This window comes from Bacillus sp. ILBB4 (assembly GCF_035064545.1).
In the GTDB taxonomy this organism is placed as follows: Bacteria; Bacillota; Bacilli; order Bacillales; family Bacillaceae_H; genus Priestia.
Genome location: NZ_JAIQVD010000001.1, coordinates 1,158,649 through 1,183,048, shown reverse-complemented (window position 1 = coordinate 1,183,048; position 24,400 = coordinate 1,158,649). Strand labels below are relative to the sequence as shown.

Here is a 24,400-nt window from a genome sequence, read left to right as displayed (position 1 = left end):
GCGATTGTGGCGAAGTGGTTAACGCACCGGATTGTGGTTCCGGCATTCGTGGGTTCGATTCCCATCAGTCGCCCCATCTTAAGTAACGCGGGTGTAGTTTAGTGGTAAAACCTCAGCCTTCCAAGCTGATGTCGTGAGTTCGATTCTCATCACCCGCTCCAAATGAAGGGCCTATAGCTCAGCTGGTTAGAGCGCACGCCTGATAAGCGTGAGGTCGGTGGTTCGAGTCCACTTAGGCCCACCATATTCCACAGTAGCTCAGTGGTAGAGCTATCGGCTGTTAACCGATCGGTCGTAGGTTCGAGTCCTACCTGTGGAGCCATATGGAGAAGTACTCAAGTGGCTGAAGAGGCGCCCCTGCTAAGGGTGTAGGTCGTGTAAGCGGCGCGAGGGTTCAAATCCCTCCTTCTCCGCCAGTCGTTTTAAATTTAAATATGGCCCGTTGGTCAAGCGGTTAAGACACCGCCCTTTCACGGCGGTAACACGGGTTCGAATCCCGTACGGGTCATCTCAAAAAGGTTTGCATATATGCAAACCTTTTTTATTTGCGCTTTTTTAAAGATTAAGTAAACAGAAATAATAGTTAGGAATAATTACCATGAATTTTCGGAATAAAAAGTAAGTTTTAAGCAGGATTTTCCCTATATCATATGGAATTATTCATAAAGTAATAAAGTATGAAGAGTATGGGATAAAGAGTAATTTAAAAGAACATTTATTCTATTATATTTGTAAAAAAGGTTTATGTTTTTACTGTAAAAGGGAATGAGTGGTAAGAAGCGTATATTATGTGCGTATATTATGTTTGAAGTTAAAGGGGTGGCAAAAGTGAATCTAGCGGTTCAGCCTACTGAATTTGATGTTCATTTGTATCACGAAGGAAACTTATTTCGCAGTTACTCTATTTTCGGTGCGCATCAGGTAACGGTAGAAGGAATTGAAGGCGTACGATTTTGCGTGTGGGCACCTCATGCAAAGGGTGTAAGCGTTGTAGGTGATTTTAATAAATGGAACGGTTTTCAACATTCAATGGTTAAAGTTAATGAAGAAGGTATTTGGATGACATTTATCCCTGAATTAGAACAAGGGACTATTTATAAATATGAAATCATCACACAAAGCAATCAAAAAAAATTAAAAGCAGATCCATACGCTTTCTTCAGTGAAGTGCGTCCAAACACTGCGTCTATTGTTTACTCATTGGATGGCTACAAATGGAACGACCAATATTGGCGTAGAAAGAAAAAACAGCAAAATATATATGAAAGACCACTGTGTATTTACGAGCTGCATGCAGGGTCTTGGAGGACTCATGAAGATGGCAGTCTTTATACATACAGTGAATTAGCACAGGAGCTTATTCCTTATATTGCTGAACAAGGTTTTACACATATTGAGTTATTACCAGTCATTGAGCATCCGCTCGACCGATCCTGGGGATATCAAGGAATTGGATACTATTCTGCTACCAGTCGATACGGTACACCTAAAGAGTTGATGAACTTTATAGATGAGTGTCATCAAAACAATATAGGGGTTCTTTTAGACTGGGTACCCGGGCATTTTTGTAAGGATGAACATGGTCTGTATATGTTCGATGGAGAACCTACTTATGAATACAAACAAGAACCCGATCGTGAAAACTACGTTTGGGGAACAGCTAATTTCGATTTAGGAAAGCCTGAAGTACAAAGTTTTCTGATTTCGAACGCTTTGTTTTGGTTGGAGTACTTCCATATAGATGGATTTCGAGTAGATGCTGTAGCTAATATGCTTTATTGGCAAAATTCTTCTGGAAAAGCAGTGAATGATGGAGCTGTCAGCTTCTTGAAAAAGTTGAATGAAGCTGTTTTTGAATCTGATGAAACGATATTAATGATGGCAGAAGATTCAACGGACTGGCCGCTTGTTACAGCACCTACGTATGAGGGCGGTTTAGGCTTTAATTATAAGTGGAACATGGGATGGATGAATGACGTTTTAACATACATGGAAGCTGGCGTGGAAAGACGTCCCTATCTTCACGATAAAATGACCTTTTCACTAATGTATGCGTTTAACGAAAACTTTATTTTGCCGCTTTCTCATGATGAAGTCGTACATGGGAAAAAATCATTACTTAATAAAATGCCAGGTGATTACTGGCGCAAGTTTGCACAGCTTCGACTGCTATATGGATATTTCTTTGCACACCCTGGGAAAAAGCTTTTATTTATGGGCGGAGAGTTTGGGCAATTTGATGAGTGGAAAGATTTAGAGGAGTTGGATTGGATGCTTTATGACTTTGACATGCATCGCAATCTTAACGGATATATGAAAGATCTCATCAAGATTTATAAGAGAAGCAAGCCTTTATATGAATTAGACCATAATCCAGATGGATTTGAATGGATTGATGTTAACAACCATCATCAACAAATTTTCTCTTTTATTCGTAAGTCGAAAGAAAATCAGGAGATTTTTATAGTTGTTAGCAATTTTTCTGAGCATCCATATCATTCTTACAAAGTTGGAGTTCCAGTTGAGACAGAGTACATTGAAGTTATTAACAGTGATGACGAAGTGTACGGCGGTTCAGGCATTGTAAATAAAAAGGCATTAAAATCAGTGGGTGAATCGTTTCACGGCCAACCTTTTTGCATTGAAATGAATATTCCGCCGTTTGGCATTAGTATACTACGAGCAAAGAGAAAACGAGGGGAGAGAAAACAACATGTTAAAAAAGAAATGCGTAGCGATGTTATTGGCAGGAGGAAAAGGTAGTCGGCTAAGTTCACTTACAAAAAATCTAGCAAAGCCAGCTGTACCATTTGGTGGTAAGTATCGAATTATTGATTTTGCTTTAAGTAATTGTACAAATTCAGGTATTGAAACAGTAGGTGTGTTAACACAATACCAACCGCTAGTTCTCAATTCATACATTGGAATTGGAAGCGCTTGGGATTTGGACCGACGGAATGGTGGCGTCACGGTATTGCCTCCATACGCGGAGTCAGATGGAGTAAAGTGGTATAAAGGGACGGCTAGTGCTATTTATGAAAATTTAAACTATTTAACACAATATGATCCTGAGTACGTACTGATTCTATCAGGTGATCACATTTATAAAATGAACTATGAAAATATGCTTGATTATCATATAAACAAAGAAGCAGACGTAACGATTTCTGTTGTTGAAGTACCTTGGGAGGAAGCAAGCCGTTTTGGTATTTTAAATACAAATAGTGACCTAGACGTAATGGAGTTCGATGAAAAGCCTCAGCGTCCTAAAAACAATCTAGCTTCCATGGGGATTTATATTTTTAAATGGAGTATTTTAAAAGAATATTTAGAAATGGATGCACGCAATCCATATTCAAGCCATGATTTTGGTAAAGATGTTATTCCGCTTTTACTAGATGAAAAGAAAAAGCTAATTGCATACCCATTCCAAGGTTATTGGAAAGATGTAGGAACTGTAAAAAGCTTGTGGGAAGCGAATATGGATTTGTTATGTGATAAAGACGAGCTTAATTTATTTGACTCTTCATGGAAAGTATACTCTGTTAACCCTAATCAGCCTCCTCAATATATCGCGCCAAACGCCTGCGTGGTGGAGTCATTAGTAAATGAAGGGTGCGTTGTTGAAGGAAACGTGGAGCAGTCCGTGTTATTTCCAGGTGTACAAATCGGCTCAGGTTCTGAGATCAAGAAAACGGTTGTCATGCCTACTGCAAAGATAGGTTCTAACGTATATATTGAAAACGCAATTGTTCCATCGGACATTGAAGTTCCAGACGGTACTATTATTCGACCGACCAAAGGAAGCGAAGAAGTAATTCTTGTTACTCAAGAATTGATTGAATCAGTTGCTAAATGCATTTAACGAACAGAGAGGATGAACGACATTGAATAATCAAATGCTTGGTATTATTGATGCTTGTACAAACACAACAGCGCTGCAGCCTTTAACCTTTTATAGATCGATTGCTGCCATTCCTTTTGCAGGACGCTATCGATTAATCGATTTTACGCTTTCTAATATGGTGAACTCTGGAATTTCGAGCGTTGCCATTTTTCCTCGTGATCGCTATCGCGCATTGATGGATCATATAGGTTCAGGAAAAGAGTGGGATTTGGATCGGAAGCGAGATGGATTGTTTATTTTCCCTCCTATGACAAGTGATTTACACTTAGAAAGTCCATCACTATTCACGCAGTTCCGTTATCATATTGATTATTTCTTAAGAAGTAAGCAGGAATACGTATTAATTGCGAATAGTTATACGATATGTACAGTTGACTTTGAGCACGTGCTGCAACGTCATATTGCTTCAAATGCAGATATTACTGAAATGAAGCAGGGTGATAAATCGCTTAATATGTATATTATTAATAAATCTATTCTAGTTAATATTTTGCAAAATGAATCCCATGATTTTTATACGATTAAAGAAATGGTTCGATATATGGCACAATCTCATCGTGTAGAAAAGTATGAGCACCATGGATATACGGCTGAGATTTCTAGCTTAGATGCCTACTATAAAACAAGTATGGAAATTTTATCTCCAGATGTTTGGAAGCAGCTATTTATCAACGAACGTCCTGTTTTCACTAAAGTAAAAGATGAACCGCCTACTCGTTACGCAAAAAAAGCGGTTGTGAAAAACTCAATGATCGCAAACGGGTGCGTGATTGAAGGGCATGTGGAAAATAGTATTATCTTCCGAGGTGTTAAAATTGGAAAAGGTACGGTCGTTAAGAATAGCATTGTGATGCAAAAAGGCGTTATTTTAGAAAATAGTGTATTAGAAAATGTTGTTTTAGACAAAGATGTGAAAATAGGAAGTAATGAAACGTTGCTAGGTGAGTCAGGTCTACCTAGAGTCATTGCTAAAGGAACAACTCAAGGAGCGTTGATGAAGTCGTGAATGTATTATTTGCTGTATCAGAATGTGTACCTTTTATTAAAACAGGAGGATTAGCAGACGTAGCTGGTGCCCTGCCTAAAGAATTAAAAAAGTTAGGAACGAACGTATGTGTAGTCATGCCAAAGTACGGAACGATTCCTCCACATTATCAAGATGAAATGGTGCTTGAAAAAGTTATTCATGTGCAGGTTGGGTGGAGAAGACAGTACTGCGGAATTGAATCGTTAACGATGGATGGCGTTAAATATATTTTCATTGATAATGAATATTATTTTAAAAGAGATAGCTTATATGGGCACTACGATGACGCTGAACGATTTGCTTTTTTCAGCAGAGCCGTGCTTGAAGCTATCCCATTTTTAGAGAATGAGCCTGATATTATTCATTGTCACGACTGGCATACGGCTATGATTCCATTTTTACTTCGTGCTAATTATGATATGTATGATCATATTCAGACGGTCTTTACGATTCATAACTTGCAATTCCAAGGAATTTTCCCTAAGAGCAATTTATATGAGTTATTAAATTTAAATGATTATTATTTTACTACAAGCCAGCTCGAGTTTTATGGGAATATTAATTTTATGAAAGCTGCGCTTGTATCAGCTGATAAAATTACCACGGTAAGTCCTACATATCGAGATGAAATTCAAATGCCATATTACGGAGAAAGTTTAGATGGATTATTGCGCCAGCGAAATCAAGATTTAATTGGGATTGTAAATGGAATCGATGAAGAAGCTTATAGCCCAGACGCAGATCAGCTTATATCTTATCCTTATTCGGTAGAAGAGATTGAAGGAAAATATAAAAATAAAAAAGAGCTCCAGCGCTATCTTGAATTAGAAGAAAATAAGGATGTTCCAATTATTTCGATGGTTACAAGGTTAACTCAGCAGAAGGGGCTGGATTTAGTTAAGCACGTTTTCCATGAGACGGTTAACTTAGGAGCCCAAATTGTTATTTTAGGAACTGGAGAACACGAGTTTGAGCAGTTTTTCCGTGAGATGGAAGATACGTACCCCCAGCAAGTAAAAGCCATTATTGGTTTTAATGAGGAACTTGCTCATAAAGTTTATGCCGGTACGGATTTATTTTTAATGCCTTCCCGTTTTGAGCCTTGCGGACTCGGACAATTAATAGCCTTAAAATATGGAACCATTCCAGTCGTGCGTGAAACGGGCGGCCTGAATGACACGGTCAAAGCTTATAATGAATATAGGGGAGAGGGAAATGGCTTCTCTTTTAAGAATTATAATGCTCACGACATGCTTCATACGTTAGAAAGAGCTGTTTCATTTTATCACCAGAAAGATGTATGGAAAAAATTAATGATGGATGCTATGAGTCAGGATTATAGCTGGGGACAATCGGCATTTAAATATAATCAATTGTATTCAAATTTGACATCTACTCCATCGTGAAAGGGTGAGCAGATTGTTCTCTGATAAAAAAAGCTTTCAAGAGGCTTTTTTAAAAAAGCTGGAAATGACATATGGAAAGAGCTTTAAAGAATCTACTGTTCAAGATCACTATCATACATTAGGCAATATGGTGCGAGAATATATTAGCAGCGATTGGATTTCAACCAATGAAATTCATAGGTCTTCACATACAAAGCAAGTGTATTATCTTTCTATCGAATTTTTATTAGGCAGACTATTGGGTCAAAATCTGTTGAACTTAGGAATTCGGGAAGTTGTAAAAGAAGGATTAAGTGATCTGAATATTTCACTTGAAAATATTGAGGAAATAGAAGTAGACGCAGGATTAGGGAACGGTGGATTAGGCAGGCTTGCTGCTTGTTTTTTAGATTCTCTTGCTTCACTTAATCTTCCAGGCCACGGTTATGGAATTCGCTATAAACACGGTTTGTTTGATCAAAAGATTGTAAACGGCTTTCAAATTGAACTCCCAGAACAGTGGTTAAGGCATGGGAATTCATGGGAAGTACGCAAATTAGATCAAGCCATAGAAGTGAACTTTTGGGGCGAAGTTGAAATGGTACAGGAAGACGGAAAATTCTCTTTTCGTCATGTAAAAGGAGAACCCGTCTCTGCTGTTCCTTATGACATCCCGGTTATCGGGTATAAAACAGATACTGTGAATACACTTCGCCTTTGGAATGCGGAGCCTTCATCATTTCCAGTACATAAAGATGTGATGGAGTATAAGCGTCAAACAGAGGCTGTATCAGAATTTTTATATCCGGATGATACACATGAAGATGGTAAAATATTAAGATTGAAACAGCAATATTTTCTTGTGTCAGCTAGCTTACAAAGTATTATCAGAGCACATCGAAATACCTATCAAACACTTACAAACTTTCACGAAAAAGTAGCCATTCATATTAACGATACGCATCCTGTACTTGCGATTCCTGAGCTAATGAGAATTTTACTGGATGAAGAAAAAATGGAATGGGAAGATGCATGGCATATTACGTCCAATACCATATCATACACAAATCATACGACCCTTTCTGAAGCCCTTGAGAAATGGCCGATTGATTTATTTCAACCCTTGCTTCCACGCGTGTATATGATTATTGAAGAAATTAATGAGCGTTTTTGTAAAGAATTATGGGAATCATATCCAGGTGACTGGCAGCGAATTGAAAATATGGCTATTTTAGCGCACGGGTTAGTAAAGATGGCTCATTTAGCAATTGTGGGAAGTTATAAAGTAAACGGTGTGGCAAAGATTCATACTGATATTTTAAAAGAACGAGAAATGAAAGATTTTTATCAGTTTTATCCTGCTAAATTTAACAATAAAACGAATGGAATTACCCACCGGCGCTGGTTGTTAAAAGCTAACCCGCAGCTTTCCTCCCTTATTACCGAGGTGATAGGAGATAAATGGATTAAACAGCCGCATTCTCTTATAAAGCTCCAAGAGTATGTGAAAGATCCAAGCTTTTTACAAGGACTAAAAACAGTAAAACAACAGCGTAAAAAGCTGCTTGCGGATATTATTCAAGAGCAAACGGGAATTAAAATAGATTCTAATTCTATTTTTGATGTACAGGTTAAAAGGCTTCATGCTTATAAAAGACAGCTTTTAAATGTGCTGCACATTATGTATTTGTACAATCGATTAAAAGAAGACCCTAATTTTCAAATCGTTCCTCGTACATTTATTTTTGGTGCAAAAGCTTCTCCCGGCTATTATTATGCAAAAAAAGTCATCAAGCTAATTAATTCTGTAGCTGATGTTGTCAATCATGATCCACAAACATCACCGTTCTTAAAAGTCGTTTTTTTAGAAAACTATCGAGTGTCACTTGCTGAGTATATCTTTCCTGCAGCGGATGTCAGTGAACAGATTTCAACCGCCAGCAAAGAAGCTTCGGGAACGGGAAATATGAAATTCATGATGAACGGGGCGTTAACTCTTGGCACCATGGACGGAGCGAACGTCGAAATTAGCGAGGCAGTAGGAAAAGATAATGTCTTTATTTTTGGATTAAAAGCCGAAGAAGTGTTGAGCTATCAGCAAAATGGAGGATACCGTGCCTATGATTATTACCATCATGATAAGCGGATTCGACAAGTGCTCGAGCGGCTTACAAACGGCTTCCTGCCTGACACATATGACTTATTCGAGCCTATATATGATTCATTATTAATGCAAAATGATGAATACTATGTGCTCCGTGACTTTGACTCATACGTTACGGCACAGCAAAAAGTAAACGAAGCTTATAGAAATGAAAATAAATGGCTTCAAATGAGTGCGACGAACATTGCACATTCCGGCTTTTTTTCGAGTGATCGAACGATTGAGGAATATGCATCTGATATTTGGGGAATTCACTCCACTAAAAATTTATTAAATCAATAAATAAAAAAGGTGTAGTCAAAGACTATACCTTTTTTATTTTATCTGTTGTCACCGTTTAAGAAATCACCTAAAGAACCAAGGATACTGCCTTCACCTTTACCTCCCGTTGGCGAAACTGCACTTGATAAAACGCGATCGGCTAGTCGGCTAAAAGGAAGAGATTGAATCCAAACTGTTCCCGGTCCTGACAGAGTAGCAAAAAACATGCCTTCTCCTCCAAACAGAGCTGTTTTAATTTTCCCTACATATTCGATGTTGTAGTTTACATCACGGGTCATGGCCACTAAACATCCAGTATCCACACGAAGGCGTTCACCCGGCTGCAGCTGTCTTTTATGAATGGTGCCGCCTGCATGCAAAAATGCCAAGCCATTACCTTCTAATTTTTGCATAATAAAACCTTCACCGCCAAAGAAGCCCGTTCCTAGTTTTTTTTGAAAATCAATACCAACGGATACGCCTTTGGCAGCGCATAAAAAGGAGCTTTTTTGACAAATGATTTTATGATCGAGCTGCTCTAAATCGACAGGAATAATCTTACCTGGAAATGGTGAAGCGAAAGATACTTTTCGTTTGTGATATCCGTTATTTGTATATACCGTCATAAATAAACTTTCACCAGTTAATACGCGTTTCCCAGCTCCTTTTAGTTTATTAAAAAGCCCGTTGCTGTTGGAGGAAGAACCGTCACCAAAAATGGTTTCCATCTCAATATCATCTTCCATCATCATCATTCCTCCAGCTTCTGCTATAACACTTTCTGAAGGATCTAATTCAATTTCAACAAACTGCATGTCATCTCCATACAATTTATAATCAATTTCATGTGCATTCATCATTTTCACCTCATTATTAATTCTAATCTCCTATTCATTCGATATCATCTCCCATTGCTCCTACTAAAAATAGAAAAAAGAGTAGTATGAAGAACTACTCCTTTTCAGTGTATGGATCTTTCTCATAGGCCGGTAAATCTCCAAATATGGTCATCGTACCTTCTTCATCAAGTGCATTTTCGTATCGCTCATGCTCTTTTGAAGGGTAAATAGGAAGAGGCTGTCCATATAAATCGGTAGCGGCAAAGTTTTCATAATCTTCAACGTACCCGATGGCTTCATCTGCCTCAATATAGGTTTCACTATAGTTAGACGTATCTTCTATAAAATCAGAAGGAGATTCAGACGTCCCGTAACGCGCAACGTCTTGCCAAGAATCTTCTGCGTCATATCCTGTCGTTTCGGTATCGTCATAGTCGTATTGACCAAATGGGTGATGGAGAACATTTTCTTCTACAGGTCTGTGCTTTGGAATATCCTGTGATGGGCTATGTTCTCTACAGTATAAAGTAGTCGGTACAGCCTGAAGTCTTTCAAACGAGATATCTGCTCCACATACTTTGCATGTTCCATACGTGCTGTGAGCGATTGCCTGAAGTGCTTCTTCTATTTCATGTAGCTCTTGTTTTGCATGTTCATTTAGTGCAAGGTCTTTTTCACGCTCGTATGTTTCCGTGGCTGTGTCACCAGGGTGGTTATCGTAGCTTGAAAGTTCTCCTACAGCATCGTGAGCGTCGCTTCGAGTTAGACCAAAATGATCATTTTGGTCAAAGTGCGATTGAATATCAGCCTGCTGCTGCTGTAAATTTTGTTTTAACTGACTGATTTCTTGTTTTGAAAGTGTCATGAAGCTCCCCCTTAAAAATTTATTGTGCTTTTGTAGTATGTGTTAAAAATTCAAAAAAACACGATTCATATTAGGAGTATTTGGGGTATTCATGAAGCTAAGAGAGAAAAGGAGTGGAAAATTAAAGAAAGTTAAAGGTTATAGAAAAGGGTATGATAAAAATAACGTTCTCGAGGTTTAAGGAGTACTAAATAGATCATAAAGATTTTTGATTCATTTAATAAAAACGCATAATTTAGACAAGCGAAATTAATTTTTTCTGGCGAATCGCGATGCTAGATTTTTTTGAACTGAAAGTTTATAATAAGTTAGTTACAGACTTAAGAAAAAAGATGAACGGGGGGACGTAGTGTGATTGCAACGACCGAACAGTTAGTACAAGAATACATTAAAGATGCGATTGAGTGTGCAAAAAATGAAAATCAGCCAAAATTGGTCAGTTTAGTGAAAAAAGTAAGACCTATTGACCCCCTTATTTTTTATGCGAACGGACATGACCAGTTTTATAAAGAACGCTTTTTTTGGAAAGATCCCAACAGTTATTATACATTTGTTGGATTAGGATATGCGCATACTATTTGCACCAATGCGGCAAAAGAACGTTATTTCCACATTGAAAATGAATGGAAGCGCTTTATAAAAGAAGACTTTTATAAAAATAACCAAATTTTCCCGGATGGGACAGGTCCTCTTTTATTTGGAGGATTTTCATTTGACCCAAATCAGTATCGAGAAAACTATTGGAGTGATTTCCCGAGTTCAAAATTTATGATTCCAACTGTGTTATATACTCAGGTAGACAAAGAAGGATACCTTACCGTTAATATGATGGTTAAAGGACAAGATTCTGTTAAAAAGCACATCAATTATTTCGAAGAGGTCCAAAAGCTTGTTCTTTGTGAAGAGTACGACGGGGAATCTCATATTTCACCTTTGCTGTTGGAAAAAGAGGAAATTGGGGTAGAGAAATTTAAAGGAAATGTTGAAAGAGCTACTACTTTAATTAAGCAACAGGCTATAGAGAAAGTGGTTCTTGCTCGTCAATTAAAAGTAAAATTTAATGAAGATATTTCTACTGAATACGTGCTTCAGCGTCTGTTAAAGGAACAGCCAACTAGCTACACATATATTTTAGAGGGAGAGCATCAGCATTTTATCGGCGCTTCCCCAGAAAGGCTAGTGCAAAAACAAGGAGATTATGTGTTTTCCACTTGTTTAGCGGGTTCGATTCCAAGAGGAAAGACAAGGCAGGAAGATCACGAACTAGGTGAGGAATTGCTTCAAGATCCTAAGAACTTAATTGAACACGATGTTGTTGTTCATATGATTAAAGAAGCGATGAATTCTTATTGTTATGAAGTAGAAATTCCAAGTACGCCAAGTTTATATAAAACAAAGCATATTCAACATTTGTATACACCTGTTAAAGGGCGTATAAAGGAAGATGTAACGCTATTTTCATTTATTCAAAAGCTCCATCCAACACCAGCGCTAGGAGGATATCCTCAACAGGAGGCCTTGCCTATTATTCGACAGCTAGAATCCTTTGACCGAGGGTGGTATGCAGCTCCTTTAGGATGGATGGATATCAACGGAAACGGTGAATTTATAGTAGGAATCCGCTCCGCTGTTATTCAGCAGAAAGAAGCCGTTTTATTTGCGGGCTGTGGAATTGTAGCAGATTCTACGCCTGAAAGTGAATATGAAGAAACAAGAATTAAATTCAACCCGATGCTTTCAGCTTTAGGAGGGATTATGCGTGGAACACATTAAATCATTAACAACGTATATTGCGTCATTCGTGGATGAATTAGTAGAAGCAAATGTTGAAGAAGTAGTGGTCAGTCCAGGGTCACGTTCAACGCCTATTGCGATGCTCATGGCTGAACACCCTGATATTCATGTGCACTTAAATATTGATGAACGTTCCGCCGGCTTTTTTGCTCTAGGAATAGCAAAAGCAAAGAAAAAACCAGTGGTGCTTGTATGTACATCTGGAACAGCTGCAGCGAATTATTATCCTGCAGTAATTGAAGCTCACTACTCACGCATTCCTTTAGTAGTTATCACAGCGGATCGGCCGCATGAGTTAAGGGATATAGGTGCCCCGCAGGCCATTAATCAGAATCATCTTTTCGGTCAATATGCGAAGTGGTTTGTAGATACAGCTTTACCAGAAGAAAGTGCAGATATGAATCGTTATATTCGAACAGTAGCTTCAAGGGCTGTTCATACAGCTCAAGCTATACCGAGCGGTCCTGTACACATTAACGTACCTTTACGTGAACCGATTGTACCAGATTTGTCTATTGAACATTTATGGAGTCAAGGGAAACGCGGTAAATCATATGTGGCTGCTATTCATGGAGAAGCATCTCTATCTGAAAAAGGATTCGAAGAAATTGCGAAGCGCTTAAAGGGAACAACAAAAGGACTTATTATATGCGGAGACCAAATGTCTTTAAAAGCAGTAGACAGCGTATGCCGTTTAGCTGAATCTTTAAGCTTTCCGGTCCTTGCAGATCCGTTATCACAATTAAGAAGCGGCAAGCATTCAAAAGAAAATGTAATAGAGACATATGATACATTTTTAAAAAGTGATAAGGTTGATGAGCGTTTTCACCCGGAAGTTGTCATTCGTTTTGGCGCGATGCCGGTATCGAAACCGCTATTGCAATTTTTGAAAGCACACGAGCCGACAGAAATGTTTGTAGTTGACCAAGGTAAAGGCTGGAGAGATCCTACTTTGCGTTCAACAGTGATGATTGAAGCCGATGATACATTATTTTGTGAAGAACTGATCAAGCGTCTTTCAGCGAATCAAGAGGAGTCTACTTCATGGCTGAGGCTGTGGAAAAAGATTAATGCTCAAACTGCACAGGCTTTGAGAACTTTAACTTCTGGCCAGGAATGGTTCGAAGGACAAGTAGTTCAAGAAATTGTTGATGTAGTACCTGAAGGCACGGCTTTGTTTGCTGGAAATTCAATGCCTGTTCGAGATATTGATTCTTTCTTCTTAAATACGGAAAAAGATATTCCACTCTTTGTAAATCGGGGAGCAAATGGAATTGATGGTGTAGTTTCGTCTGCTCTAGGCGTAAGCACGGCTTACGATCACACCGTTTTATTTATTGGTGACCTATCGTTTTATCACGATTTAAATGGTCTGCTGGCAGCTAAAATGCATAATTTAAATTTAACCGTTGTGCTAGTTAACAATGACGGCGGAGGAATTTTTTCATTTTTACCGCAGTCAAAACAAGAAAAGCACTTTGAATTTTTATTTGGTACGCCAACTGGATTAAATTTTGAGCATGCCACGCGTTTGTATGATGGCACATTTTCTTCAGCAAGCAGCTGGGAAGAATTTCGACATGCAATGAACCATGCTTTCGTAAAAGGCGGGTTGCATGTTGTAGAGATTCGTACAACTCGTACAGAAAATGTAGAGACTCATCGCAGTTTGTGGAAACTTGTTTCCGGGGAAATAAATTTGTCAAACGGTGAGGAATAAGCAATGATGTATCAATTAAATGGTGTATCTTACTATGTGCACACCGAGGGAAAAGGAGAGCCGCTGCTTTTGCTTCACGGCTTTACCGGTTCTTCTCAAACTTGGCGTACCTTTATGAAGAAATTCGTTAAAGACTATCAGGTGATTGCTGTTGATATTATTGGTCATGGCCAATCAGCAGCTCCGAAAGAAATCAAACCATATTCAATGGAAGCAGTCGTTGAAGCACTGCATGAGCTTCTTCAACAGCTATCTCTATCACAGGTGAATGTAATTGGATATTCGATGGGAGGAAGGCTTGCTCTTTCATTTGCTCAGCGATATCCACACCTTGTGAAAAAGTTGGTATTAGAAAGCGCATCGCCTGGTTTAAAAACGCGAGAAGAACAAAAGCTAAGAAAAGAAAAAGATGAACAGCTGGCGAGCCGCATTATGAAAAATGGGATTGAAGAATTTGTGAACTTTTGGGAGAAAATCCCTCTTTTTAGTTCTCAAAAGCAATTGCCTAGCCATGTTCAAGAAGCGGTGCGTAAAGAAAGACTTTCGCATACAGAAACCGGCCTTTCCAACAGTTTGAAAGGAATCGGAACAGGAGTCCAGCCGTCACTTTGGGAGAAGCTGGACAATCTGTTGATGCCGGTTTTGCTTATTACAGGAGAAGTAGATCAAAAGTTTTGTTTAATTTCCAAAGAAATGCAAACATTAATACCAAATGCTACTTCTAGAATTATTTTAGGGACAGGCCATGCAATTCACGTGGAACAACCTGAGATTTTTGGTAGAATAGTAAGTGAGTTCTTAGCTACTACATAATTAGGAGGAAATAAAGATGACAGTTGAATGGACATCAGCACGTCAGTATGAAGACATTTTATACGAAACATATAACGGAATCGCTAAAATTACGATTAACCGTCCGGAAGTGCACAATGCATTCCGTCCAAAAACAGTAATGGAATTGATCGATGCATTTGCTTATGCTCGTGACGATGCAAGTATTGGAGTAATTGTATTAGCAGGTGCTGGAGATAAAGCATTTTGCTCAGGCGGAGACCAAAAAGTTCGCGGCCACGGCGGCTATGTAGGAGAAGATGAAATTCCACGTCTAAACGTTCTAGATTTACAGCGTTTAATTCGTGTAATTCCAAAGCCGGTTGTTGCGATGGTATCAGGCTATGCAATTGGTGGAGGCCACGTTCTTCACGTTGTATGTGACTTAACAATTGCAGCGGATAACGCAGTCTTTGGACAAACAGGTCCTAAAGTTGGAAGCTTCGATGCAGGATATGGATCTGGTTACTTAGCTCGCATCGTAGGTCATAAGAAAGCGCGTGAGATCTGGTTCTTATGCCGTCAGTACAACGCTCAAGAAGCACTAGACATGGGATTAGTAAACACGGTCGTTCCATTAGAACAGCTTGAAGCTGAAACAATTCAATGGTGTGAAGAGATGTTAGAAAAAAGTCCAACCGCTCTTCGTTTCTTAAAAGCAGCATTTAATGCTGATACGGATGGCTTAGCTGGTATCCAGCAATTTGCGGGTGACGCAACGCTTCTTTATTACACAACCGATGAGGCAAAAGAAGGTCGCGATGCATTTAAGGAAAAACGCAATCCAGACTTCCAACAGTTCCCACGTTTCCCTTAAACAGCTGAAACAGCTTGGTGATTATCATCAGGCTGTTTTTTCAATTTAATTTAGTTAATCAGTATAAAAAGGAGAGAAATTCATGAGTAGCCAAACGATTCCCAATGGGCTTATGCAAAGAGCATATTTGACGCCAAATCGAGTGGCGGTAGAAACACCGCAAACGTCTCTTACGTTTCAAGAGCTTCATAAACGTGTTCAAAAAGTAGCACAGCAGCTTTCGTTTAACGGTGTAAAGCAAGACGATACCATTGCTTTATACATGAAAAATAGAGTGGAGTTTATTGAGATTTTACATGCGGTTTCTTATATTGGTGCAAGGTTGCTGCTCGTCAACACGCGTTTGACAAACGAAGAAATTAATTATCAGCTAACAGATGCAAACGTGTCGTTGCTTATTGCGGATGAAACATTTTTAATGAGAGAATTCCAAAGTTCCATTACTCAGCTTACTTTACCTGCTTTAAAAAGTTCTCCAGAAGCAGAAACGGATTTTCAAAAAACGTGGAATCTCGAGGAGACATTTACCATTATGTATACGTCCGGAACAACAGGTCATCCAAAAGGAGTGCTGCAGACGTATGGAAATCACTGGTGGAGTTCCGTTGGCTCAGCGCTTAATTTAGGATTAAACGAAAAAGACTGCTGGCTTATAGCGGTTCCTTTGTTTCATATTAGCGGCTTATCTATTTTAATGCGGAGCGTCTTTTACGGAATGAAAATCATTTTAGAAGAACGGTTTGAAGCAAGAGCAGTAAATGAAGCAATTGAAAACAAAGAGGTAACGATTATTTCGGTTGTCACTTCCATGCTGTCCAACATGCTCGATGAGTTAGGGGGACGGAAATATCCGCATACGTTTCGATGCATGCTTTTAGGAGGAGGACCTGCACCGCTTACTATTTTAGAAGCTTGTGTGAATAAAGAAATTCCTGTTTATCAAACGTATGGAATGACAGAAACATCTTCACAGTTCGTTACGCTTTCACCTGAAGATAGTTTGCGAAAACTGGGATCAGCAGGTAAACCATTATTTCCATGTGCAATGAAAATTGTAGATGAAAAAGGAAATGAGACCAGCGAAGCAGGAGAAATCATTGTTAAAGGTCCAAATGTTACAAAAGGATATTTAAATAAACCTGAAGCTACTGAAAAAGCCTTTCAACAAGGCTGGTTCTATACAGGAGATATCGGGAAAGTGGATGAAGAAGGCTTTCTATATGTGTTAGACAGACGTTCAGACCTTATTATTTCAGGTGGAGAAAATGTATATCCAGCTGAAATTGAAAATGTTTTGTTGAAGCATCCCGCTGTTAAAGAGGCCGGTGTAACGGGAGTAGCTGATGAAAAATGGGGACAAGTGCCAGCTGCATGTATTGTTGTAAACGAAGACGTTTCAGATGAAGAATTATCTTTACACATTCAACAACTTTTAGCAAAGTACAAACTTCCAAAGTATTTCGTTCGAGTAGAGGAGCTGCCGCGAACAGCTTCTAATAAAATCATACGCCGGAAGCTATCATCGTTCATACAGAAAAGGAGCTAATCGATGATTATAAAAAAAGTACATCTTTATAAAATTGACATGAAGCTTCTTTCTCCTTTTTCAACAAGCTATGGTACAGTGCAGGATCGAGAATTGATTTTGCTGGAAGTAGAAGATGAACAAGGATTTACAGGGTGGGGAGAAGTCGTTGCTTTTTCATCTCCTTGGTATACGGAAGAAACGATTCAGACATGTTTTCATATGTTAGACGATTTTTTAATTCCTTCGCTTCTTCATCAGCAGCTTCAAAAACCAGAGGATGTTCAAAAGTTATTCAAACCTCTAAAGCGAAATAACATGGCTAAAGCAGCTTTGGACTGTGCTGTATGGGATTTGTATGCAAAGCGGCAAAATAAGCCGTTATCTGAAGTAATTGGCGGAGTAAGGTCTGCTGTAGAAGCTGGAGTGGTAGTTGGCTTAAATGATATTTCCATAATGAAAGAACAAATAAAGACTTACATGAAAGATGGCTATAAGCGCTTTAAAGTGAAAATTAAGCCGGGTGCTGACTATGAGCTACTGAAACAAATTCGAGATGAATTTCCAAGCATTCCTCTTATGGCTGATGCCAATTCAGCCTATACGTTAAGCGATAGTGATTCATTGAAGAAACTAGATGAATTGAATTTAATGATGATTGAACAGCCGTTAAGTTCTGATGATATCCTTGATCATCGATTGTTACAAAAGCAAATGAAGACGCCAATTTGCTTAGATGAAAGTATTGTGAGCTATGAAGATGCACGTCATGCAGTTGAACAAAGAAGCTGTAAGATTATCAATGTGAAAATCGGTCGAGTTGGCGGAATATCCGTAGCAAAGCAAATTCATGATTTATGCGCCCAGCATGGTGTAAGACTTTGGGTTGGAGGAATGTTAGAAGCAGGGATTTCACGAGCTCATAACATCGCCCTTGCCACACTGCCTTCTTTCACGATACCAGGTGATATTTCTGCGTCGTCTCGCTATTGGGAAAAAGATATTATTAAGCCCGAAGTAGAGGTAGAAGCCGGAGTAATAAAGGTGAAGGGAAAACCGGGGATAGGATACGATATTGATAAAAAGTTTATCAAAACAATCACAGCATTTGAAAAAGAATACAAATAATTAAAAACCGTTTTTTTATGAAAAACGGTTTTTTTTATTGAGGTTGTCAATGTTTAGTAGAAAAATAGGACAAATTTTTTAAAAAGAGCACATTGTTCCATCAAGCGTGTCAAAACATGTTATGATGGAATAGTTTGATGAAAAAGGTCGAAGAGTTTTATCGTAAAAAACAAAATTATTTTTGAAAATAGGTTGATAGTTTTCTAAGTTGTCCTATATAATGTGTTTATAACATAACACAATATGTTGTTTTGAAATCCATAATAAAATACTATATTTTGTGTTTTCCAGTGAAAAAGGTGTCTGATAAAAAGACTTAAAAGGGAATTTGGTGAAAATCCAAAGCTGTCCCCGCAACTGTGAATGCTGATGAAATAAGGAGATCCACTGTGAGTAAACATCATGGGAAGGCCTTAAAGTAAAAAGAAGCATAAGTCAGGAGACCTGCCTTTTTTATGTCGTTTTATCTTCTTCGGGAGGTGAGAGGGTAGAGCGAGGATTGAGAAAAGACTTAGTGTCTTCTTCTATCTTCGTTCTATTCGCTCACCGAGGTACGGTGAGCGATTTTTTATTTTGAAGTGAAGAGAGGAGCCATATTTATGGTGAATACATTAAAGCCTACAATTCTACATGAATTAACTGCATATATTGAACGTTTAAAAAAAGAATTTACGCAGCTTGATTTTTCTTTGTATGAGGAAAAGGTTATTCAAACTGTTACAGTAAAGGAAAATATGACGGACGAAAAGGTTGCAAACGTACTAATTTTGGCAGCCTTAGAGCGTATTTCAATGGAAGAACCCGATTGGACGTACGTAGCGGCAGACGTCTACTTAAACGAACTATATCGAAAAGCAGCGGACAACCGAGGTTACGATAAAAAAGAGAAGTACGGTTCGTTTTATCAGCTTATTCAAGAACTAACAAAAATCGGCATTTATAATAAGCAGCTATTAAAAACATATACAGAAGAAGAAATTAATGAAATTGCTTCAGTCATTATTCCTGAACGCGATCGTTTATTTACATACATTGGATTGTTGACATTAGCAGATCGCTATTTAGCGACATCACATGATAAGCGCGTATACGAATTACCGCAAGAACGTTTTCTTATCATTGCTATGACGCTGATGTCTCAAGAAAAGAAAGAAAATCGAACAGCATTAGTAAAAGAAGCGTACTGGGCGCTTTCTAGTCTACATATGACGGTTGCCACACCAACACTTTCAAACGCAGGAAAGAGCTACGGACAGCTATCTAGCTGCTTTATTGATACGATTGATGACAGCTTACGCGGTATTTATGATAGCAATACAGATTTGGCCACGCTTAGTAAAAATGGAGGCGGAATTGGTGTCTACCTCGGTCATATTAGAAGCCGAGGAAGTGATATAAAAGGTTTTAAAGGCGTATCATCAGGAACAATTCCATGGATGAAACAGCTAAATAATACGGCTGTAAGTGTCGATCAGCTAGGTCAACGACAAGGAGCTATTGCCGTATATTTAGACGTATGGCACAAAGACATCTTTTCATTCTTAGACGCGCGTTTGAACAATGGTGACGAACGTCAGCGCACGCATGATTTATTCACTGGCGTATGTTTGCCAGATTTGTTTATGGAAAAAGTAGAGGCACGTGAAGACTGGCACTTATTCGATCCTCACGAAGTTCGTACGCTGATGGGCTACTCGTTAGAAGATTTTTATGATGAAGAAGAAGGCAGCGGTTCGTTCCGCACTCGTTACGCTGAGTGTGTAAATAATGAACAACTTTCAAGAGAAACAGTACCTGCTATTGAAATCTTCAAGCGCATTATGCTTTCGCAGCTTGAAACCGGAACGCCTTATATGTTCTATCGTGATACGGTTAACCGAGCTAATCAAAACCGCCACGAGGGCATGATCTACTGCAGCAACTTATGTACAGAAATTACGCAAAACCAAAGCACAACGGTCGTAACAGAGGAAATTACGGAAGACGGAAAAATTATTATTACAAAGAATCCGGGCGATTTTGTTGTATGTAATCTTTCTTCTATCAACTTAGCGAGAGCCGTAACTGAAGATGTGCTTGAACGTTTAATTCCAATTCAAGTACGCATGCTTGATAACGTTATTGAGTTAAATGATTTGCCGGTACTTCAAGCAAAACTAACAAACCAAAAGTACCGCGCAGTAGGGCTTGGCACATTTGGTTGGAACCATTTGCTTGCCTTAAAGAAAATAGCATGGGAAACAGATGAAGCGGTAGCATATTGCGATGAATTATATGAGCAAATTGCTTACTTAACCGTACAGGCAAGCATGAACTTAGCTAAAGAAAAAGGTGCATATCCATTATTTAAAGGCTCAGATTTTGAGTCAGGCGCTTATTTTGAAACACGTAAATACACAAGCGAAGCGTGGAGTGAACTGCGTAACGAAGTTCAAAGCAATGGGATAAGAAATGGCTACTTAATGGCTGTAGCACCTAATTCATCAACATCTATTATCGCGGGTTCTACTGCAAGTATTGATCCGATTTTCCGTAAGTTTTATTCAGAGGAAAAGAAAAACTATAAAATCCCGGTGACGGCACCAGATTTATCACCAGCAACAAACTGGTATTATAAGTCCGTTTATTTAATTGATCAGCACTGGAGCATTAAGCAAAACGCCAAGCGACAGCGCCATATTGATCAATCCATTTCATTCAACTTATATGTGCAAAATGATATCCGAGCAAAAGAGCTGCTGGATCTTCATATGACGGCATGGAAAGAAAAGTTAAAAACGACCTACTACGTACGTTCAACATCAAGTGAAGTCATTGAAGAATGTGAAAGCTGTCATAGTTAAAAGGAGTGAATAATTGATGACAAGCATGTTAAAACGAGAATTAATGAACGAAACAGCTCCGAACCGTTCGACAGGAATCATTAACGGCAAGAGCTCAAATATTCTAAACTGGGATGACGTCCGATTTTCATGGGCGTTCCCTAAATACAAACGTATGCTAGCTAACTTCTGGACGCCGTTTGAAATTAATATGGGTCAAGATATTAAGCAGTTCCCTCAGTTAACGGCTGACGAACAAGAGAGCTTTTTAAAAATTATTGGCTTGCTGGCACTACTGGACAGTATTCAATCAGATTATGCTAGCAAAGTAGCTGACTATGTAACCGATTCTTCGATTAATGCTCTAATGATTATTTTAGCGCAGCAAGAAGTGGTTCATAATCATTCGTATTCATATGTTTTATCAAGTCTTGTACCAAAAGGAAAACAAGATGAAGTATTTGAATACTGGCGCACAGACGAAAAGCTTCGCGCTCGAAATGACTTTATTACAAACGGATATAAAGCATTTAGCGAAGAAGCAACGGTTGAAAACTTTTTGAAGTCTATGGTATATGATGTTATTTTAGAAGGCCTTTTCTTCTATAGCGGATTTGCTTTCTTCTATAATCTTGCGAGAAATCAAAAGATGGTGGCGACATCTACGATGATTAACTATATCAATCGTGATGAACAGCTTCACGTTGGGTTATTTGAAAAGATTTTCAAGGAAGTACTAAATGAAAATCCAGCTTATCGTACGGAGGAGCTAGAAACGTTTGTAGTTGAAACGTTCCAAGAGGCAGCTCGTCTTGAAATTGAATGGGCGGAATCTGTTATCGGAGAAAAATTCGACGGCATCACGATGAAAGAACTGCAGCAGTATATTGAATACATGGCTAATAAACGCTGTAATCAGTTAGGCTTCGGTCGAGCTGCTTTCCCAGAAGCACCGATTGAAAATCCTCTTCGTTGGATTATTGCTTATCAAGAGGTAGATTTAGGGAAAACGGATTTCTTTGAACAGAAATCAAGACAATATACAAAAGCATCAGATGCGAATGGATTTGATGATCTATAAATACAAAAGCTGACTAATTTCCTTATTGATTAGTCAGCTTTTTTTAAGTGAATAAGTCCAAGTTCTAACGCACGTGTCGTAATTAAGTCATCAATTTCTTCTGGAATGTTTTCAAGTGTTCCCCATTTATATGTCCATAAATGAGTAAACGATTGTACATAGATTGGAAAGGTTTGTTCATTTGCTTTTATTGCTTCTTCTTTAAAAAAATGAATCAGTTGTTCAGTTTTCATATTAGTCTCCTTTTTTATGATCTTGAAGAGAGAAAAAAGACAACCCAGAGGCTGTCCTTTTGCGGGTTACGCTTCAGTTGGCTTGAACGTTTTACAGTCTGTTTCATAACTGCTTGCTGCATGTTTTCCGCTATGACTTACCACGTAAATTTCTTCTGCGCTGCAGTGATTTCCATTTTTCCAAAAGTGACAGTTATTTACTTCACAAAGAATGTTTTGTTCCAACGTTAACCCTCCTTTGTATGTGATAGCTATAGTATGGTCAAAATTCAACTAACTTATAAGAAAGGTGGTAGACTTTCATTTTAATTGAGAATTTTTATCAATTAAACATTGACAAAGAGAATCATTCTCAATTAAACTGTGTATATAGTAAAGAATACAAGTTGTTGTCAAATCATTAAATGAATAATTAATTGGGAGGGAACAAACATGTCATCAGTTATGGTTGTAGGAGGAGACAGGTTAAAGCATATTACAGATCGTTTAGCGGGAGAAGGATTTAATGAAGTAATTCATTTAGATGGCCGTAAAAGCAATATGGTGAAGCGAGAAATACCCGAACATATTGGGGTTGTATTAGTTATTACGGATTTTATTAATCACAATATGGCAAAAGTCATTAAAGAGAAAGCAAAAAAACAAAAAAAACCGATTTATTTCGTCAAACATTCATGGAGTGCTATTCGTAAAGTGATTGAGCAAATTTCATGATTTAATTTTTACTTATTATTGAGAATGAATTTCAATTAGGGTGGTGAGACATAGGTGGAACCGATAAAAGTGCATATAAAGACACTCTCTAACGACCACATCGAACAATTTATTCGATGTCCGTACAAATTTTATCAGCAGCAGCTTCTTTTGAAAAAAACATCTATAGATTGGAAACAGCTTGTTCAAGTAACTGTCCATCAAATCATTAAAACATACTATAGCAAGCCCGTTGAGTATCGCTCGAACCTCTATGTTTTACAGCTTATTGAAAAATATTGGCGCCTAAAGCCAAATATGTTTTCATCACCCGTTCACTATTACGATGTGTTAGCTAAAGTAAGCGATTATTTACTAAGGTTTTTAGGAGAGAAAGCACATGTGGAACTACCGCTTTTTGTGTTTGAGAAATACAGCGTGTATGTAGAAGAAATTCAAAGCAACCTTTCTCTAACCATTGATTTTGCTGCATGGGCAGAGAAGTCTTATACGGTAACAAAATTCATTCTAGATGACCATGAAGAAGTGAAAAACGCCATGAAAGACTTTATTATCGTTTTTTCGAAACAAGCTTTTAAAAAGGTTCCTGAACAAATTCGTTTTTATTCATTATTAACTGGAGAAACAACAACTTATCATATTGCACCAGACGATTATCAAAAAGCCATACTTCAACTACATATTGTCAAAAGTGTGTTAATGGAACCAAAACATTTTCAAAAGAATTATGCATCCAGTGAGTGTGAAAACTGTCCTCTTCAACGAGAATGCGCTGAAGAAGGAGATGTGCGGCCAACACTGCTGGTGTAAAGGAGCGTCATTTACATGAAGGAAATCTTACTAGCTTATGCGAGTATGTCAGGTAACACAGAAGCGATAGCCGATTTGATCGAAGAAGAATTAGTCAAGCATGGATTGCATGTGAAACGAGCAGAAGTATATGACATTGATGCTTCTGACCTTGTATCCGCAGAATCTATTATCTTTGGAGCTTATACGTGGGGAGATGGAGAGCTGCCAGATGATTTTTTAGATCTTTATGATGAAATGGATGATATAGATCTCAGTCAAAAGCAGATGGCTGTATTTGGCTCAGGTGATTCATCATATGATGTTTTTTGCGGAGCAGTTGATTTAATTGAAGAAAAAATAAAGAGACGTAACGGAAATATAGCCGTTCCCGGTTTGAAAATCGAGCTCTCTCCCTTTGGAGAAGATGTAGAAAAATGTAAGGTATTTGCTAAAGGTTTTGCTGAAGTAGTAGCAAAATCTGCTCCTTCATAAGAA

20 protein-coding genes, 6 tRNA genes and 1 riboswitch are annotated in these 24,400 nt (G+C 38.3%); of the genes, 22 read left to right on the top strand and 4 right to left on the bottom strand.

Going from position 1 to position 24,400, the window contains the following annotated elements; genetic code table 11:
• The 11 genes from LAV82_RS06245 to LAV82_RS06195 all read left to right on the top strand — a co-directional run bounded on the left by LAV82_RS06245 (nucleotide 1) and on the right by LAV82_RS06195 (nucleotide 8,765).
• Nucleotides 1-76, top strand: a tRNA-His gene (locus tag LAV82_RS06245).
• Between the two features lie 11 nt (nucleotides 77-87).
• Nucleotides 88-161, top strand: a tRNA-Gly gene (locus tag LAV82_RS06240).
• A gap of 6 nt (nucleotides 162-167) precedes the next feature.
• Nucleotides 168-244 (top strand) — tRNA-Ile (locus LAV82_RS06235).
• A 3-nt stretch (nucleotides 245-247) separates the two neighbouring features.
• A tRNA-Asn gene (locus LAV82_RS06230) sits at nucleotides 248-322 on the top strand.
• 3 nt (nucleotides 323-325) lie between these two features.
• Nucleotides 326-416 (top strand) — tRNA-Ser (locus LAV82_RS06225).
• A 20-nt stretch (nucleotides 417-436) separates the two neighbouring features.
• Nucleotides 437-508, top strand: a tRNA-Glu gene (locus LAV82_RS06220).
• 293 nt (nucleotides 509-801) lie between these two features.
• Nucleotides 802-2,763 (top strand): 1,4-alpha-glucan branching protein GlgB, encoded by a 1,962-nt coding sequence (glgB, locus tag LAV82_RS06215; protein ID WP_035438693.1) that lies wholly within the window; start codon nucleotides 802-804, stop codon nucleotides 2,761-2,763.
• Entirely contained in the window at nucleotides 2,714-3,865 is a 1,152-nt protein-coding gene (locus tag LAV82_RS06210; protein ID WP_025601713.1) for a glucose-1-phosphate adenylyltransferase, read from the top strand. The genes glgB and LAV82_RS06210 overlap by 50 nt, the downstream gene beginning before the upstream one ends.
• A gap of 22 nt (nucleotides 3,866-3,887) precedes the next feature.
• Nucleotides 3,888-4,913 (top strand): glucose-1-phosphate adenylyltransferase family protein, encoded by a 1,026-nt coding sequence (locus LAV82_RS06205; RefSeq protein WP_025750736.1) that lies wholly within the window; start codon nucleotides 3,888-3,890, stop codon nucleotides 4,911-4,913.
• A complete protein-coding gene (gene glgA, locus LAV82_RS06200; RefSeq protein WP_499715735.1) occupies nucleotides 4,910-6,340 on the top strand; it encodes a glycogen synthase GlgA in 1,431 nt (476 codons plus the stop codon). Before LAV82_RS06205 ends, glgA begins: the two co-directional genes overlap by 4 nt.
• A 13-nt stretch (nucleotides 6,341-6,353) precedes the next feature.
• Nucleotides 6,354-8,765, top strand: a complete 2,412-nt coding sequence (locus tag LAV82_RS06195; RefSeq protein WP_025601709.1) for a glycogen/starch/alpha-glucan phosphorylase — start codon at nucleotides 6,354-6,356, stop codon at nucleotides 8,763-8,765.
• Nucleotides 8,766-8,803: 38 nt separating this feature from the next.
• On the opposite strand, the gene LAV82_RS06190 is transcribed toward LAV82_RS06195, so the two are convergent.
• Together LAV82_RS06190 and LAV82_RS06185 are read right to left on the bottom strand one after the other, a co-directional pair.
• Complete coding sequence (locus LAV82_RS06190; RefSeq protein WP_074677914.1) at nucleotides 8,804-9,601, bottom strand: TIGR00266 family protein; 798 nt, start codon at nucleotides 9,599-9,601, stop codon at nucleotides 8,804-8,806.
• A 94-nt stretch (nucleotides 9,602-9,695) separates the two neighbouring features.
• The gene (locus LAV82_RS06185) at nucleotides 9,696-10,448 is read right to left on the bottom strand and encodes a TraR/DksA C4-type zinc finger protein (protein ID WP_013059568.1); all 753 of its coding nucleotides are present in this window, start codon (nucleotides 10,446-10,448) and stop codon (nucleotides 9,696-9,698) included.
• Between the two features lie 351 nt (nucleotides 10,449-10,799).
• Here LAV82_RS06185 and LAV82_RS06180 point away from each other — a divergent pair, with 351 nt between their 5' ends.
• The 8 genes from LAV82_RS06180 to LAV82_RS06145 all read left to right on the top strand — a co-directional run bounded on the left by LAV82_RS06180 (nucleotide 10,800) and on the right by LAV82_RS06145 (nucleotide 22,166).
• Nucleotides 10,800-12,221 (top strand): isochorismate synthase, encoded by a 1,422-nt coding sequence (locus tag LAV82_RS06180; RefSeq protein WP_053487793.1) that lies wholly within the window; start codon nucleotides 10,800-10,802, stop codon nucleotides 12,219-12,221.
• Nucleotides 12,208-13,962: a 2-succinyl-5-enolpyruvyl-6-hydroxy-3-cyclohexene-1-carboxylic-acid synthase gene (gene menD, locus LAV82_RS06175; RefSeq protein ID WP_029319905.1), complete on the top strand. Its 1,755-nt coding sequence runs from the start codon at nucleotides 12,208-12,210 to the stop codon at nucleotides 13,960-13,962. Before LAV82_RS06180 ends, menD begins: the two co-directional genes overlap by 14 nt.
• Nucleotides 13,963-13,965: 3 nt before the next feature.
• Nucleotides 13,966-14,775, top strand: a complete 810-nt coding sequence (gene menH, locus LAV82_RS06170; protein WP_499715734.1) for a 2-succinyl-6-hydroxy-2,4-cyclohexadiene-1-carboxylate synthase — start codon at nucleotides 13,966-13,968, stop codon at nucleotides 14,773-14,775.
• A 16-nt stretch (nucleotides 14,776-14,791) separates the two neighbouring features.
• On the top strand, nucleotides 14,792-15,610 hold the full coding sequence (gene menB / locus LAV82_RS06165; protein ID WP_013059564.1) for a 1,4-dihydroxy-2-naphthoyl-CoA synthase: 819 nt from the start codon (nucleotides 14,792-14,794) through the stop codon (nucleotides 15,608-15,610).
• A gap of 82 nt (nucleotides 15,611-15,692) precedes the next feature.
• Nucleotides 15,693-17,156 carry an o-succinylbenzoate--CoA ligase gene (locus LAV82_RS06160; RefSeq protein WP_211077191.1) on the top strand — a complete coding sequence of 488 codons (1,464 nt, stop codon included), beginning with the start codon at nucleotides 15,693-15,695 and terminating at the stop codon, nucleotides 17,154-17,156.
• A 3-nt stretch (nucleotides 17,157-17,159) separates the two neighbouring features.
• Nucleotides 17,160-18,263 (top strand): o-succinylbenzoate synthase, encoded by a 1,104-nt coding sequence (gene menC, locus LAV82_RS06155; RefSeq protein ID WP_211077192.1) that lies wholly within the window; start codon nucleotides 17,160-17,162, stop codon nucleotides 18,261-18,263.
• Between the two features lie 280 nt (nucleotides 18,264-18,543).
• A riboswitch (cobalamin riboswitch) is annotated at nucleotides 18,544-18,729 on the top strand.
• Between the two features lie 133 nt (nucleotides 18,730-18,862).
• Entirely contained in the window at nucleotides 18,863-21,106 is a 2,244-nt protein-coding gene (locus LAV82_RS06150; RefSeq protein WP_211077193.1) for a ribonucleoside-diphosphate reductase subunit alpha, read from the top strand.
• A 16-nt stretch (nucleotides 21,107-21,122) separates the two neighbouring features.
• The gene (locus tag LAV82_RS06145; RefSeq protein WP_013059560.1) at nucleotides 21,123-22,166 is read left to right on the top strand and encodes a ribonucleotide-diphosphate reductase subunit beta; all 1,044 of its coding nucleotides are present in this window, start codon (nucleotides 21,123-21,125) and stop codon (nucleotides 22,164-22,166) included.
• 29 nt (nucleotides 22,167-22,195) lie between these two features.
• Here LAV82_RS06145 and LAV82_RS06140 read toward each other — a convergent pair whose 3' ends face one another.
• On the bottom strand, nucleotides 22,196-22,399 hold the full coding sequence (locus LAV82_RS06140) for a hypothetical protein (RefSeq protein WP_013059559.1): 204 nt from the start codon (nucleotides 22,397-22,399) through the stop codon (nucleotides 22,196-22,198).
• A 66-nt stretch (nucleotides 22,400-22,465) separates the two neighbouring features.
• On the bottom strand, nucleotides 22,466-22,624 hold the full coding sequence (locus LAV82_RS06135; RefSeq protein WP_013059558.1) for a DUF1540 domain-containing protein: 159 nt from the start codon (nucleotides 22,622-22,624) through the stop codon (nucleotides 22,466-22,468).
• Between the two features lie 207 nt (nucleotides 22,625-22,831).
• Between LAV82_RS06135 and LAV82_RS06130 the strand changes: the two genes are divergently transcribed.
• From LAV82_RS06130 to LAV82_RS06120, 3 genes are read left to right on the top strand one after another with little or no spacing between them, the layout of a single operon-like run.
• Entirely contained in the window at nucleotides 22,832-23,113 is a 282-nt protein-coding gene (locus tag LAV82_RS06130; protein WP_025601454.1) for a DUF2325 domain-containing protein, read from the top strand.
• Nucleotides 23,114-23,167: 54 nt separating this feature from the next.
• Nucleotides 23,168-23,923, top strand: a complete 756-nt coding sequence (locus LAV82_RS06125; protein ID WP_244856508.1) for a hypothetical protein — start codon at nucleotides 23,168-23,170, stop codon at nucleotides 23,921-23,923.
• Nucleotides 23,924-23,938: 15 nt separating this feature from the next.
• On the top strand, nucleotides 23,939-24,397 hold the full coding sequence (locus tag LAV82_RS06120) for a flavodoxin (protein ID WP_013059555.1): 459 nt from the start codon (nucleotides 23,939-23,941) through the stop codon (nucleotides 24,395-24,397).
• Nucleotides 24,398-24,400: the final 3 nt, after the last annotated feature.